This window comes from Agarivorans sp., assembly GCF_050295395.1.
Lineage (GTDB): Bacteria > Pseudomonadota > Gammaproteobacteria > Enterobacterales > Celerinatantimonadaceae > Agarivorans.
In genome coordinates, this window is the sequence record NZ_JBNKPP010000151.1 from 1 (window position 1) to 14,722 (window position 14,722).

Below are 14,722 nucleotides of genomic sequence, written 5' to 3' on the forward strand. Positions count from 1 at the left end.
GTTCGATTTATCACTCAAGGTAGTCTGGTAATGCAGATCCTTATCGGTATTGTCTTGGGTAGTATCGTTGCCACTGTTGCACCGGAGCTGGCTCTTTCGTTTAGCTTATTAGGTAGCCTGTTTGTAGGAGCCTTAAAAGCCGTTGCTCCAGTACTGGTATTTGTCTTGGTGGCTGCCTCGGTAGCAAGCCATAAGCGCGGACAAGATACGCAATTACGTCCCATTATATATTTGTATTTATTTGGTACCTTTGCCGCTTCGTTGACCGCAGTGGGCATGAGCTTCTTGTTCCCCACCGAGTTGGTATTGGTGAGTACCGATACCGCAGCCAATCCACCTCAGGGGATCACCGAAGTCTTACAAACTTTGTTGTTTAAGATTGTTGATAACCCAGTTAGCGCAATTATGAATGCTAACTACATCGGTATTTTGGCCTGGGCAATAGGTTTAGGCATTGCTATGCACAGTGCTTCTGATACCACTAAAACCTTGTTTAACGATGTAGCAAGCAGTGTTTCAAGCATCGTTCGCTTTGTTATCCGTTTAGCGCCAATTGGTATTTTTGGCTTGGTAGCCAATACCATCGCTCAAACTGGTTTCTCTGCATTAGTGGGTTACAGCCAACTATTAGTGGTATTGATCGGTTCAATGTTACTGATTGCTTTAGTGATGAATCCCTTATTGGTATTTTATAAAATCCGTAAAAATCCTTATCCACTGGTATTTAAATGTTTACGTGAAAGCGGCGTAACCGCCTTCTTTACGCGTAGTTCGGCGGCTAATATTCCGGTAAATATGGATTTAGCTAAGCGTTTAGGGCTAGATGAAGATACTTACTCTGTTTCGATCCCACTAGGTGCAACCATTAACATGGCCGGTGCAGCGATTACTATTACCGTATTGTCTTTAGCTGCAGTACATACCTTGGGTATTCAAGTTGATTTTGCCACAGCCCTGTTGCTGAGTGTGGTTGCGGCAGTATCTGCTTGTGGAGCCTCGGGCGTTGCTGGTGGTTCGTTACTGCTTATTCCTTTGGCGTGTAGCCTATTTGGTATCTCGAATGATGTAGCAATGCAAGTGGTGGCGGTTGGCTTTATTATTGGCGTATTGCAAGACTCTGCCGAAACCGCACTTAACAGCTCTACCGACGTGCTGTTTACTGCCGCCTGCTGCCAAGCCGCGGAACAAAAAAACTAATTTTAAGCTGCTCAGCTTGAACACAAAAAGGTGGCTTGGCCACCTTTTTTAATGGCTTATCACCCCTTCACTTCATACATTATGGGCGTATAGTTGTTCTGCCAACTGTAGTATTTCTTCGGCCATGGTGATCTTTTCCTGCCATTGGCTAGGGATCCCATCTAATCCATAATAAGCGCCGGCAATTTGCCCACAGATAGCCGCGGTGGTATCGGCATCATCACCTAGGTTGGTGGCCATGAGAATGGCTTGTTTGAAGTTATTGCTATGAGCAAAACACCAAAGCGCGGCTTCCAAGCTGTCAACCACATAGCCGCTGCCGCGGATCTGTTGTATGTCTTTGTCCAAGTAGCTTAGCTGCTGCAGGGCTATTATTTTGCGGGTATTAGCGCTGTAGTATTGGTTGGCCAGCAGCTGCTGTTTATCCATGCCCGCTAAGGCGCAATACAGTAGCGCAGCAAAGTAGCGACAGGCATCAATACACTCGCGAGCGGCATGGGTAGTGCGTGAGCTTTCCCCTGCAAAATGCAGGCTTTGTTCTAGGTTAGGGTTATAGAACAAGACCACCGGGGCAAGGCGCATCAGTGAGCCATTACCCGCGGCAAAAGGACTCGTTGGGCCGGCAAAAGGGTCGCCGTGACTAAGGTATTGGCTTAGTGCTTCCGACACGGTGACTCCGATATCAAAGCAGCGGCCATTGCTACTCATGTAGCCCTCGGTTCGCCAACGGTTGTAGCGTTGCATCTGATCTTCAGCATCAAAGCCTTGGCACTCTAATAAAGAGTGAGCAAGGCATAAAGCCATAGAGGTATCATCGGTCCATTGACCGGGTTGAAGGCCAAAAGGGCCACCGCCAAGCATATCGATTACAGGGGGAAAGCTGTCGCGGGTTTTAAATTCTACGCTGGTTCCCACTGCGTCTCCGGCGGCTAAACCTAAAAGACAGCCCTGATAACGCTTTTTTAGATCAGGCATCAATATTTTTCCCTTTGAGCTAAGTAAACTAAAACCTATTTAGTCATTTCCTAAGTTTATATTACTCCGAATGACCGAGCTTCCCATGACAAAGAACAAAGGCGCTGAAATAACTCGTGTGAGAGCGTGTTTACCCGCCTTCGCCTACAGTTCGCTTAACCGCTGTAATATTCCGGCAGTGGTATTGGGGGGAGTCATTTATCAGCAGCATCCGGTGGCACTGTTGATCGACGGTATGCAGGCGCTACATGGTGAGTTTTTCAAAGCCTTGGATGAGATAGCCTGCTCTCAAGAACGTGGTGTGCATTTTCGTCAATATATGTGTTCGGCGTTTTTATTGGGTAAAAGTGAAGAAGCCGGACTGTTGCAAACCAATAGCGGGATCCGCAGAGATAAGTGTGACTATCTGCGGTTGTTGCGCGGCTGGATGTTTAATGCCGATGGCAAAGAGGCGGCGGTGCTAAAGCGCTGGGTGGAGTCGCGTTTTGGCTTGCTTACGCTAAATCATCGGCAGCCTTTAGGCAGTCACAGTAGTGAGGCTTACCAAGCCTATCAGGCAGATTATGTGCGGGGGCTGTATAACAGCAATGCGCTGGAGTCTCAATTGGATTTGCTTTACAGCTTTTGCCAGTACGAAGTGCAGCGCCGCTGGCCAGAGCAACAGCATTGCCAGCTGTATCGTGGCGTTAATCATATCGATGAGCATCATCGTCTTGGTCGCTCAGAACAGGGAACCCTGTTGCTGCTGAATAATCTAAATTCTTTTAGTCATCAGCGAGAGTTGTGTGAATCCTTTGGCGATGTGATTTTAGAGGCGAGGGTGCCTATGACTAAGCTGCTGTTTTTCCCAGGTTTATTAGCCGATGTATTAAAGGGCGAGCAGGAATACCTTGTTCTGGGTGGCGTCTACCAAGTCACTATGTCAATTTAGTTGGTACCACGCTAAATACTAAAATTAGTCAGCATAAGCACTGCCAATGGCGCGAAACGGCATCTTCAGCTCTAATTCGGGGATTTGTAAGCCCACCCATGCCGGAAAGGTATTGCTATTAGGGCCGGGAAATAAGCGATATTGGTCTGCCCAAGGGTAGCGCGTTACTACCTGTTTTAATTGAGGAATTAAGCGTGCTGCTTTATCACCTTGGATCGATAATACCTTTTCTGGTTCGGCGCCATACCAATAGCGGTCTGGAGTAGTGGTTTGGTATTGGCGTAAGCCGGGGCGTTGCCAGCCCACCACTTCATAGACGGTATATTCGGCGGCATTCTCTGGTTTAATCGCTAACCAAGTGTGTACTGCAAACCAACCTCGCCAGCTAAAGGCATCGGCAGCATAAAATTCAATTACCGCTTGGTGTTGAGTCTGAGGATCGGGGGCGATGCCGGCGGGTTCACGGCTGGCGGAGCGCCAGTCTTTATCGCTACAAGCGCTGATTAAGCTGCTAAGTGCAAGCAACATAATGCTGTAAAGTCGGTAAGACAGTTTGTTGTTCATTGTGACCCACCTATGTTGACTCAAAAAACTACCTTAGCAGGTTTTATCAGCGCACAGAATCCAGAGCTTACTATTAGTCGCCGCTAGAGAGTTAAGTCAATGAATCATCTAAATTTGTGCACCAATGTAGGTTTGTTTTGATTTTAACTTTATCTTTAAAATATTTGTCATTAGTATCTTTGTATCCGCTAATGCAAGGGCAGTACAGTGTTGCTAAGTCGTTTATATGTATTACTATTTTTGAGTTTTGTTGGGGCGTTTGTTGCGCCGTCATCGTTTGCCGCAGAGTCTCCTTTGTGGCGGCTTAGCAGTAAGCCGCAATGGGTTAAAGATGCGGTATTAAGCGCTGATAGTCGCGAGGGGCAAGGAATTGAATCGATGGAGGTATTGCTCTCCGATACCCAAGTCAGCCTGCTTAATCAAGATGTGCATTATTACCGTCATTTACGTATTCAACTCAATGACAAGGTGGGGGTGGATGAAAACTCTGATATTTACATCGGTTTTAATCCCGAATTCCAACACCTAGAATTACACCACATTGAAATAATTCGTGATGGTCAAGCGGAGAATCGGCTATATCCTGAAGATGTGCGCATCGTCGATATCGAGCCGGAACAACATAACAAGCTTTATTCTGGGCAAAAACAGCTACAACTGTGGTTACGCGATATACGCGCTGGTGACATTGTCGATTACAGTTTTAGCGTAGTGGGTGAAAACCCGGTGTTTGGTCAGCACTTTAGTCATACCTTTAGTCTGGGCTGGAACGTGCCGGTGAAGCAAGTTGAAGTGAGTATTATTAGCCCTAAGTCTCAGCCTCTGCATAACCAGATTAATCGTCTTGAGCTTCAGCCTAAGCAGCACAGTGAGCAACAACGTGTGCGTTATTCTCTTTCTTTAAGCGATGTGCCCGCCTATTTTGATGATGGGGAAAACCCCAGTTGGCAAAACATCTCCCCTAGTTGGCAAGTTAGCAGCTTCGATTCTTGGGGCGCAGTGGCGCAGTGGGCCGAGCAACTATTTCAACCCGCGCACACTCCCTCGGCTGCGTTTCAACAATGGTTGGCCGAGTTGCAGAAACAGCCCACCAAGTTAGCCATTGAAGAGGCTATTCGTTTTGTGCAACAAGATATCCGTTACTTGGGCGTTGAAATTGGTCAAAACTCGCATCGTCCTCAGGCTCCTTCGGCGGTTTTAAGTAACCGTTACGGCGACTGTAAAGATAAGTCTTTGTTATTGGTGAAAGCCTTAAATGCCTTGGATGTAGAGGCTTATCCGGTGTTGGTTTCTAGCTATCTTCGCGATACTTTGAGTGAGCACTTACCTAGCTATAATGCTTTTAACCATGCCATTGTGTTGCTGCGTTATCGGCAGCAAGACTACTGGATTGACCCCACCAATGCTTATCAGGCTTCGTTATTGGAAAGCATAGTGCCAGCCGCCTTTGGTCAGGCCTTGGTGGTGAAACCCAGTACGCAAGAGCTGGTGGCAATTCCCGAGTTAACAGCCGCAGACAATACACTAAGTGTCGAACAAGTGTTTATCGCGAGTGATTTTCGCTCTCCGGTTCAGTTTAAAGTAAGCAGCGTATTTACCGGGTTAGAAGCCGATAGAATGCGTTATCAGCTAGCCAATCAAAGTCAGCAGCGCTTGGCTAAATCTTCGGTTGATTACTATCAACGTTTTTATCCTTCACTCAGTCGCTTAGGCGACATGGAGGTAAACGATGATGTAATTTCCAATCGTTTGCAGATCAGTGAGCAGTATTTGGTGAAAAATTTCTGGGAGCAGCAAGAGCAAACAGTGTTTCACTTGATTGCCAATAGTGTTGAGCATTATTTAAAGGTACCTAAAAAGCTAAACCGCCAACAAGCCTACCTACTGGGGCCTTTGGTCTCGGTGCAGCAAAATATCACTTTGCAATTACCCTACGATATTGATTTTACTAGCTTAAACCAACAGCAAGAGCTGCAAGATGATTACTTTAAATGGCAATCCCGTTTTGATTACCAAAACCGACTGATTCGCTACCAGCAAAGCTACCAAAATAAAGCGATAGCGGTGAAAGCTGAAGATGTGAAGGACTACGCCAAGTTGATCCGCCAAGCCAGAAAGCATTTAGAGTTTGCTTACAGCATCGATCATGCCGCCGAGGATAAGGCCTATGACTCCATGGCTAAATTAGTAAATTATTTGTTAGATAAAAAGCAAGCGCAGCAGGGGGAATGGCAATGAGATGGATAGTGCTAAGTTGTTTAGGCTTGCTGTTAAGTGCTTGTGCCAGTGACCCGCAGAGCTCAAATACTTCACAACCAACAGTGCTTGCATCGGTTACCAAGGATAGTCCGGTGGCACTATACAGTGGTCGCTATTTTGTTAATTTTGCCGCAGCCTTAAATCAACATGGCGAAACAGCATTGCGCGGGCGCCTTGATCTGCAGAAGAGCCTCGATTATCTAGAACAGCAATACCAGTTAAGCCTAAATACTCAACAAAGAGAGGGTTTAGCCAACACCTATTCTGCGATTATCGACTCAACACTAGCGGCACTGTTTAATAGCCGAGAGCAAAAATGGAAGTATATCGCCAGTGAGCAAAGCTCTGAACCCATAATGGTGAGTTACTACCGCTTAGTGACGAAACAAGGCTATGCCTACTACCGTTTTACGTGGTTTGAAGGTGCCATAGTGGATATGTTCAATCTCAATAGCGGTGTTGGTGCCCAGGATACCTTCGACTTAGTTGTTGATATGGACAGCTATCAGCGTCAGCATCCACAACAGCGCCTAGAGCGTTTAGGTGATTTTTTTAACTACATGCGCCAAGCCAATTACACTCAATTGATGTTTGCTTACAACGACTTGCCGAAGCCGCTTAAATTCCACGGCATGGTGCTGAGCGGTATCATGCAAGCTTATACCGATAATCCCCAGATGGTATTGCCTGCCCCCTTTGTGATTTATATGCAAAAGCAGCAACCAATTCACCCGCGTTTTTTTGCTTACTATTACAACCAGCAGCAATACGAGCTAGCCGAAGCTTGTTTGCGAGTATTGCCCAAGTCGGTGTTGGCTGATGTCAGGATGCAAATGGAGCTCGCAGAGTTGTACCGAGCTAAGGGGGAGCAAGCTCAGGCTGAAGCCTTATTAGTAGAGGGTATTTTAAATTTCCCCAATGAGTCCTTTGCCTATTTGGGGTTGCTTGATAGCTCAATAACTGCGGGGGAATACCAACAAGCCGAGTTAGTTTTGAAGGTGTTATATGATCGTTTTGCTTTGGCCTTTAGCCGTAGCGATTTTGTGGCATTTAGCGCCGGCAGAGACTTCGTTAAAAGCCAGCAATATCAACGTTATCAAAACTATATTGATTAGTGTGTAACAACTTAGATAGCGCTTTTAAGAAGCGGTTTTTAATGTAGGTAAACGTTTCATTAGAGCCGTTTCTGCTATTTTGAAATTACCCTTAGATTTTATGACCTGTATCACCGATAGCTTGAGGTTGAAGAAGGGTATTGAGGAAACGTTCTTAGTCGTTTATTTGTTGCACACGGCGAGCTGAATTTTTTGCTTGTTTATTGAGATGTACTCTATGTCTTGTAGATACGATTGAAGATGACCTTGCTCGATATTGGCAACAAAGAATTCATTGCCGTTTTCAGCTTCTTTACGCATAAAAGAGATTAGAGCATGTAAACGCGCAACCATCATATCGGTTAGTTGTTCTCTTTCAGGGGCTGTAGCCCCGTAGCTATCACAAAAAAGTTTTGCCCTGGCAACTTGCTCTTTAATTGAACCTAACTTATCAAGACTGTGAGTTTTAAACGGAGACCAACAATAAACAGAATAAGCCAAATCCCATACCCTTGGCGCAGGATGTGCAGTATCAAAATCAAACACACCGACCACTAAATTTTTCGAAAGAGCGACGTTGTATGGAGTAAAGTCACCATGACAAACAACTTCAAATGGCTCTTTTGGCTCAAGCATCCACTGCTGTTTACTAAGGTCCATCTGAGACAGTAATGAAGCTGTGGCGTCATGGATTTTTCGTAGTAGTTTAGCAGCTGAAGTGAGCGCCTCGGCTGAAGTTATAGCTCCCACTAACGGGTAGTTATATGTATCACCAGTAATGAAACTTAAAATTTCTTGGTTTTCTTTTATCCCAATAAATCTAGGACATTGATGCACATTTGAATGTTCTAAATGCTTCAATAATTGATGAATCGTCGGGCTCCAAGGCTGAAGAGGTCGATAAACCACATCACCATACCGATAGATAGCCGACTTTCTACCACCTGATAATTCTTCCATGATGATCCCATTACAACTAGCTCAGCTTTCAGTAGTGAGCAAAGCGGCCACCGAAGCCAAGCTATTGTTACGTAATTACTTAATTCGATTTTTCCGCAAATTAATAGCGTGGCGAATTTGTTTTAGCTGTTTTAGGCGACGTGTGGGCCAACGCTTAAATGGCTCAATACTCTCGAACAATTAAGAAAAATACGCAAACAGCGATCATAGCAATAATGTAGAAAATTAAAGCCCCGGGTTCCCGTTTTTTGTCTCAAATGCCAAATATGCATTGAATTCTTTCTTACTTTGTTACCGGCCATGCTTTGAAGCAAGATTGTGTTTACCTATAGGGATAGTACCATGAGTGGGGTTTTATTTTGGTCGCTATATCTACTTTGTTACAGAGCCCATAAGCTAAGCATCTCTCGAATTTGTCATCTTAGCGATTAGTCCACTAACGCGTTTGCGCATCTCGCGTCTATCTACAATCATGTCTATAGCACCATGCTTTAAAAGGAACTCACTTCGCTGAAAGTCCTCGGGTAATTTCTCTCGAACGGTTTGTTCTATCACACGGCGTCCAGCAAAGCCGATAATTGCCTTCGGCTCGCCAATATTAATGTCACCTAGCATGGCTAGACTTGCTGAAACGCCGCCCAGCGTTTGGTCGGTTAATACCGAAATGTAAGGCAAGCCTCGACTGGATAAACGATTTAACGCAGCGCTGGTTTTTGACATTTGCATTAACGACATCAGAGATTCTTGCATACGAGCGCCACCACTAGCAGAAAAGCAAACTAATCCACAATTTGCATCAATCGCCGTTTCAACAGCCTGAACAAAACGAGCACCTACAACCGAGCCCATTGAGCCAGCCATAAAAGAAAACTCGAATGCACAGGCCACAACAGGTAAGCCCATAAGTTTTCCTCTTATCGCAACTAAAGCATCTTTTTCTCCTGTACTTTTCTGGGCCAAAGCAAGACGTTCCTTATAGCGTTTCTGATCCTTAAAATTCAGCAAATCTTTCGGTTCATAGACACTGGCAATTTCTACTCGCTCGCCTGTATCCAAAAAGTGCTCTAAGCGACGGCGAGCCCCCATCCTCATATGGTGATCGCATTTTGGACACACCTCCAGATTTTTCTCAAGGGCGATGCGGTACAAGGTCTGATCACAGGAAGGGCATTTAACCCATACCCCCTCTGGAATCGCTGCTTTACGTGTACTGATAATATTTTTCTTATTTAATAGTTTTTCTAACCAACTCATGGAAGACACCTTCAAATCACTTTAGCGAGAAATATTGTATAAGCCTGTTTCTGGTAATAAAGTGTCTTATATGGGTTTTATAATCCAATTTAATGGGATTAAATGAGATGCTGAATAAGATTGACCAACAGTGGTTAAAAAGTTTTCACTGCGTTTATGAGAACAACAGCTTTAAGCGGGCGGCAGAATTTCTAAGTTTGCCTACATCAAATATCAGTCGCCACATTGCTTTGCTGGAAGATCGACTGGATATTCGACTATTTGACAGAACCACACGCAGAGTCATTGCTACGAATGCGGGAGAACAGCTTTATTTTCGAACGCAGCCATTGCTGGACAAGCTTAATGATGCTCTTGAGGAGGTGACTCAGCACTCTCATGAAGTGATGGGGCAGCTCAACGTTCTCATGCCTGATTCGCCTGCTTTAGCTCAAGCAATGGTGTCTTTTTGTACTCGATATCCTTCAATTTCGTTATGTTGTGATACGAGCATTAGCCCGAAAGAGGATTTACTTGATGGCTTTGACATTATTTTGAGTTTTCATCGAGGAAAGCTTGAAGACAATAATTGGGTAGCTAAAGAGATTAAGCGTTGGCCAAGCGCTGTGCTGGCATCCCCTAAACTGATACAAGCGTATCCTAGGCTTTTTCAGGTTACCGATTTGAAGTACGTTCCGTGTATCAATAGTTTTACCGCGCTAAATGGAACGCCGTGGGTCTTCAAAAACGCCAAAGGTGAGCTTATTACTCAAAAGGTTCGGTCTTCATTTAAAGTCAATAGTGGCTATTTAGCTAAATCAGGCGCATTAGCTGGTTTGGGATTTGCGATACTACCAACCGAATCCTGTTGTCATGAAATAAATGCTGGCTCTCTGGAAACGGTAAAAATGGAGTATGAGCCTGAAGATTTGGTCTTGTATGCCTTTTATACGTCTAGAAAACACTTGGCAAAAAAAATCCCAGTGTTTATTGAACATTTACAGCACCAAGCAAACTTAGATAAAAGTACTTAGGCAAAATAACAATGTCACTAATAGGCGGTGTTTAAACCTCCTATTTTAGGCTCGGTGATTAGCTGTGCGCTAGGCAAGGCTCAATCTTGATTGTATTTTTATAATTCATTGATTTTTATGGGTATATATGATTTAGTGATAAAATTAATTATCAAGGAGAGATAATGAAAAAACTTATTATTGCGAGTATCTGCTTTGGCCTGGCGGCTTGTGCTTCAACGCCTACCGTTGAAGAAGCTGTCGCAGCTTATCATACCGAACTCAATGCGCCGTACAAAGAAACCTTGCGTGAGCAGATAACTGAGGAATGTGCGCAAATAAACTATCGAGACAATGCGGTGAAAGCTCACTGTTATATGGCCGATGATGTGATTGTTTATGAATATCGTTTATTGAAGTTTTCAATGGAGTGGAATGCTCAAGCAGCTGCAAAAATTACCAAAAGGTTATTAAAACAATATTGTGAAGACCTAAGTGATGAACCCTTAAAATATGGTTTTGGCTTATTGGTTGACCTGAAAGGGCGTAATGGTTTTGTTGGCAAGGTAAATACTTACCAAGATTGCTTAGCTCTTTAGTTTTATTGGCGGCAAAGCTCAAATTAGTTATTTGAGCTTTGCCGGGCAATTAAGCATTTGGCCACTCTTTTATAGCAAAATGCGGTGTACTTAAGCCTTTAATATCGCCTAATTCTATGGCAAATAGACCGCCGCTGAGTGGATACTGTTCTAGTTGCTGCGGGCTCATGCCATCACGCGCGGTTACCACATATAAAGTCGATAGATCCGCTCCGCCAAAGGCGCACTTGGTGACGTTTAAGGCAGGAATGGCGATTTGTCGCTCCAGCTTACCTTCAGGCGTATAACGGCTAATTCTAGCGCCGTTATAATGGGCTACCCATAGGTGCTGCTCGGCATCCAGAGTGATGCCATCAGGATTACCAAAACTTCGGTCAATCTCTAACCAGTCTTGCATGGCTAACAAGCTTCCATCAGCGGCTAAAGCGGCGCGTTTAATCAGAAAGTTTTCGGTGTCAACAAAGTAGCCATAGCCTTGCTGAGCGCTAAATGTAGGGCCATTGGTGACCCAATAACGCGTAGGCTCGGCACTTAGCTCTAGCTCTGGAGTGAGTCGGTAAAAGCGGCCAGACGCAGTTTTGATGTCTTTATCCATGGTGCCAAACCAAAAATCGCCATTGGGAGCCACCCAAGCATCGTTACAGCGATTGTTGCTCAACTCTGGCTCTGGTTGAATCAGTGGAAAACGTTGCTGTTGTTGCAGCAATTTTACCCCATCGGCGTAACAGGCCACAAAGGTAGCAGGCTGGCTGTTAATTTGGGTGGGTAATATGGCACTAATCATCGAGTCTTGCGGCCAACTTTGGCGTTCGCCGCTAGCGGGATGATAACGGTGCAGGGTTTGGCCAATAATATCTACCCAGTAAAGTGCTTGTTCTGCCTCTATCCATACTACGCCCTCTCCGAGCTGAGCTTCGGCGGGCCAAATACAGGTGACTTGAGCATCTTGCTGCATGTGGTTTTCCATGGTTTTCACAGTGTTTAGCCGCTTATTGTAGGCCCTGTTGAGCAGATGTGAAGGGTGTCGAAGGAAGCATTAAAGGCTTTCATCAAATAATCGTGAATTTGCGAAGTTGACTGCAAAACTGAGATTTGAAAAGAGCGAGAAGATAAGGACTTAGCAGGGCTAAGCTAAGTCCTTCGTGGTTTACTTAGTGCTTAATGCCGATGCCTTGATAGCTGACCTGGCTTATCGCGAGGTTTTGCCAGTGGCCGACGGTTTTAGCTTTAATCGTCTGTGCTCGATAGAAATAGGGTTGGCGAAGTTGGGCTTGTTGTTCTGGCATGGCAAAAAATAAACGAGCCGTTTCGCCGTTTAATTGAGCGCTGCTGATGTAGGCGACTAAGGCATGCTCTAAGGCATGGTAATCACTCTTCCATAGATGAATTTTTAGCCCTTGGTAGGCAACCGGATAGGTACCTCCATCACTGGCAACAAAGCGTTGGAACCATTGCGGATAGGTGCGGCTTAAATAGCGGCTCGTTTCGGGTTCAATTAGCGCTAAACTGGCCGCGGCTTGGTCAAGCTCGGCATATTCCCACCAAATCGCCGGGGCACCATTGGGCAAGCGTCGCCAGCCGCCTTCACCATCTTCGATGAAGGCCGCATTCAAGGTGGCCTTAAGTCCCTTGATGCTGTTTTGCGCTAAGGTGTTATCGCCAAGGTACTCCGCCGCTAGCCAGCTCATCCACCATGCTTTAGCGGTGTGACCAAAGTCATTGTGGCGGGCTGAGTCTTGCTGGTAATCCTCGCCATGTTTAGTCCCCCAGAAGCGAAAATTATCGGGTCTGAGAAATTGCTGCATGAGGGTATTCAGCAGGGCGCTGAGGTCGGCATTCCAGCGGCTCTTTTCCGGCTCGGGTAACAAAGGTGAAATTAACAACATGTAGGCATTGATTTGGTCCAGTTGAGCCACCAGTTCTATTTCATTGCCTTGGCCATTGCTAGAAGGGGCATTAACCCAACGCAAGCGCTGGTTTTGTTCGTCCCAATACTGCTCAAAAATATAGTTTTTTACTTTAATGAGATCGGCCAGTACCGCTTGGTCACCGGTTAAGTAGTAGTAAAAGGCCATGCCTAATTGGGCGTAGGCTAGGTCTTGAGTGGTGCGCTGCGCTGCGGAGAATTGTGACTTACCTTGCTCGGTGACGCTAATTACCGAGCCAGGCTCTTCCAGTAAATGGCTGCGCAGGTAGTCGACGCCGGCTTTGGCCAATTTTAAGGCCTGCGGGTCGCCGGTTAAATGAAAGATCACCCCATAAACAAAGGTATGGCGGGCTTGCATTCGAGTATAGTTTTCATTTAAATGCGCGGCCATCCATTGTGGTGCATTGGCCAGTTCATCGCAGCTTTGGCTAGTTTGATAGGCTGAGCCATCATTACAGCGGAAGGTAGGGAAGTTGCCAAGTGGAGAGCCATAAGCATCTTGGTGAAGCCAAAAGGGTGCTAGCTCATCGCTTACGCTATCTAACCAACGTTGAGCGGGAGGCAGGGGGGCATCAGCAGCATATACTTGGCCTGCTGCCAATAAACAAACACTCAGTAATACTCGTTTCATACATGGTCTCCTACAGCTAATCGGCTAATTCCCAAAGATTTTATCTGAATAGTTCTGGATAAATGCGGGCTACCAGCACAGTTTTATCTTTTTTGATAAAAAAAACGATAGCCAAGGCTATCGCTAAACAGCGCTTATTTAGTGCTGTCGTTTATTATGTTGTTGCTGTACCCGTTTATACAACTTGCTTAAGTCTCGCTGGTGGGCTCGCCGCTCGGCGATACTGGCGGCATTAAGCTGTTGTTCGCGTAATAATTTTTGATAAGAGCTCAATCGCCTAGGGTCTAGTTGCCCTTGGCTGATTGCGCGCTGCACCGCACAACCCGGTTCGCTCTGGTGTTGACAGTCGGCAAATTTGCAGTCTTCGGCCAGTTGGCTAATTTCATCGAAGGTGTGTTTTACCCCTTGTTCACAGTCGCTTAATTGCAATTCGCGCATGCCCGGGGTGTCTAGCAGTAAACCCGCAGAGGGCATTTGCAGCAGCGCTCGGGCCGTGGTGGTGTGCCTACCTTTACTATCGTCCTCACGAATGGCGCCGGTGGCATTTCGCTGTTCGCCCAGCAAACTGTTAACCAGGGTTGATTTGCCAACCCCTGATGAGCCTAAAAACGCCACCGTTTGTCCCACTTTGCACCAAGCACTTAAGGCTTGCACTTGCTCACTGTTGAGCGCATTTATGGCCAACACATTTAACATTGGCTTAAGCGCTTGAACTTGCTCGACGTAGCGTTGTGGATCGGCGCAGCCATCGGCCTTACTAAGTACCACTACCGCCTCAACTTGCGCCTCAGTGGCTAAGCTGAGATAGCGTTCAATGCGATTGAGATTAAAGTCATTATTCAGCGAACAAACGATGAAGGCGGTGTCGACATTAGCGGCAATTAGCTGCTGCTGTGCGCTTGGGCCAGCGGCCTTACGGCTAAATAGCGAGCTGCGCTCTAGTAGCTTTACCAAGCGAACAGCGCCTTTATGATTATGTAACCATAACCAGTCACCCACGGTTATTGGCGGTTGTTGGCTGCTTACGGGCAGCTCTAACCATCCTTGTTCTGTGGCTAGCAAGTAGTGGCTGCGATGCTGTGCAAATACGCGAGCGGCAAAACCTTGTTCAAGTTGTTCTAGGTTGAGTTGTTGATGAAAGAAGGCCTTCCATCCAAGTTGAGATAGAGAAAAACAATTACTCATTATTTACCCCAAAGCACTAAGGTGCTTTCTAAATGTTTAGAGGGGGCAATGTCGCCCCGGTGATAACCGGGCTAACAGGAAGGAGTTAGGAAGCCTGTTCCTGAGCCCGTAGGGTGTTTAATACAATCATTTTGTGTCCTCCTGTTGAGTGAAT

13 protein-coding genes are annotated in these 14,722 nt (G+C 45.8%); 6 read left to right on the forward strand and 7 right to left on the reverse strand.

What is annotated here, in order from left to right:
- Nucleotides 1-9: 9 nt before the first annotated feature.
- Entirely contained in the window at nt 10-1,197 is a 1,188-nt protein-coding gene (gene sstT / locus ACQY6Q_RS08735; protein ID WP_427980319.1) for a serine/threonine transporter SstT, read from the forward strand.
- A gap of 72 nt (nt 1,198-1,269) precedes the next feature.
- On the opposite strand, the gene ACQY6Q_RS08740 is transcribed toward sstT, so the two are convergent.
- Nucleotides 1,270-2,172 (reverse strand): ADP-ribosylglycohydrolase family protein, encoded by a 903-nt coding sequence (locus ACQY6Q_RS08740; RefSeq protein ID WP_427980269.1) that lies wholly within the window; start codon nt 2,170-2,172, stop codon nt 1,270-1,272.
- Nucleotides 2,173-2,257: 85 nt separating this feature from the next.
- Between ACQY6Q_RS08740 and ACQY6Q_RS08745 the strand changes: the two genes are divergently transcribed.
- A complete protein-coding gene (locus ACQY6Q_RS08745; protein WP_427980272.1) occupies nt 2,258-3,103 on the forward strand; it encodes an NAD(+)--dinitrogen-reductase ADP-D-ribosyltransferase in 846 nt (281 codons plus the stop codon).
- A gap of 24 nt (nt 3,104-3,127) precedes the next feature.
- Here ACQY6Q_RS08745 and ACQY6Q_RS08750 read toward each other — a convergent pair whose 3' ends face one another.
- Nucleotides 3,128-3,631, reverse strand: a complete 504-nt coding sequence (locus ACQY6Q_RS08750; protein WP_427980321.1) for a DUF3750 domain-containing protein — start codon at nt 3,629-3,631, stop codon at nt 3,128-3,130.
- 243 nt (nt 3,632-3,874) lie between these two features.
- Here ACQY6Q_RS08750 and ACQY6Q_RS08755 point away from each other — a divergent pair, with 243 nt between their 5' ends.
- The gene (locus ACQY6Q_RS08755) at nt 3,875-5,905 is read left to right on the forward strand and encodes a DUF3857 domain-containing transglutaminase family protein (protein ID WP_427980275.1); all 2,031 of its coding nucleotides are present in this window, start codon (nt 3,875-3,877) and stop codon (nt 5,903-5,905) included.
- Nucleotides 5,902-7,041, forward strand: coding sequence for a tetratricopeptide repeat protein (locus ACQY6Q_RS08760; protein ID WP_427980277.1), 1,140 nt, complete (start codon nt 5,902-5,904; stop codon nt 7,039-7,041). Before ACQY6Q_RS08755 ends, ACQY6Q_RS08760 begins: the two co-directional genes overlap by 4 nt.
- A 162-nt stretch (nt 7,042-7,203) precedes the next feature.
- Here ACQY6Q_RS08760 and ACQY6Q_RS08765 read toward each other — a convergent pair whose 3' ends face one another.
- Together ACQY6Q_RS08765 and accD are read right to left on the reverse strand one after the other, a co-directional pair.
- Entirely contained in the window at nt 7,204-7,980 is a 777-nt protein-coding gene (locus ACQY6Q_RS08765) for a phosphotransferase enzyme family protein (protein WP_427980279.1), read from the reverse strand.
- Nucleotides 7,981-8,376: 396 nt separating this feature from the next.
- Entirely contained in the window at nt 8,377-9,234 is an 858-nt protein-coding gene (gene accD, locus ACQY6Q_RS08770; protein ID WP_427980281.1) for an acetyl-CoA carboxylase, carboxyltransferase subunit beta, read from the reverse strand.
- 107 nt (nt 9,235-9,341) lie between these two features.
- On the opposite strand from accD, the gene ACQY6Q_RS08775 reads away from it, so the two are divergent.
- Together ACQY6Q_RS08775 and ACQY6Q_RS08780 are read left to right on the forward strand one after the other, a co-directional pair.
- Entirely contained in the window at nt 9,342-10,247 is a 906-nt protein-coding gene (locus ACQY6Q_RS08775) for a LysR family transcriptional regulator (RefSeq protein ID WP_427980283.1), read from the forward strand.
- 164 nt (nt 10,248-10,411) lie between these two features.
- Entirely contained in the window at nt 10,412-10,825 is a 414-nt protein-coding gene (locus tag ACQY6Q_RS08780) for a hypothetical protein (RefSeq protein WP_427980286.1), read from the forward strand.
- 49 nt (nt 10,826-10,874) lie between these two features.
- Here ACQY6Q_RS08780 and ACQY6Q_RS08785 read toward each other — a convergent pair whose 3' ends face one another.
- The 3 genes from ACQY6Q_RS08785 to rsgA form a co-directional block, all read right to left on the reverse strand.
- Nucleotides 10,875-11,780: an SMP-30/gluconolactonase/LRE family protein gene (locus ACQY6Q_RS08785; protein ID WP_427980289.1), complete on the reverse strand. Its 906-nt coding sequence runs from the start codon at nt 11,778-11,780 to the stop codon at nt 10,875-10,877.
- 196 nt (nt 11,781-11,976) lie between these two features.
- Entirely contained in the window at nt 11,977-13,383 is a 1,407-nt protein-coding gene (locus ACQY6Q_RS08790) for a hypothetical protein (protein ID WP_427980291.1), read from the reverse strand.
- Nucleotides 13,384-13,521: 138 nt separating this feature from the next.
- On the reverse strand, nt 13,522-14,568 hold the full coding sequence (gene rsgA / locus ACQY6Q_RS08795) for a ribosome small subunit-dependent GTPase A (protein ID WP_427980293.1): 1,047 nt from the start codon (nt 14,566-14,568) through the stop codon (nt 13,522-13,524).
- Nucleotides 14,569-14,722 lie beyond the last annotated feature (154 nt).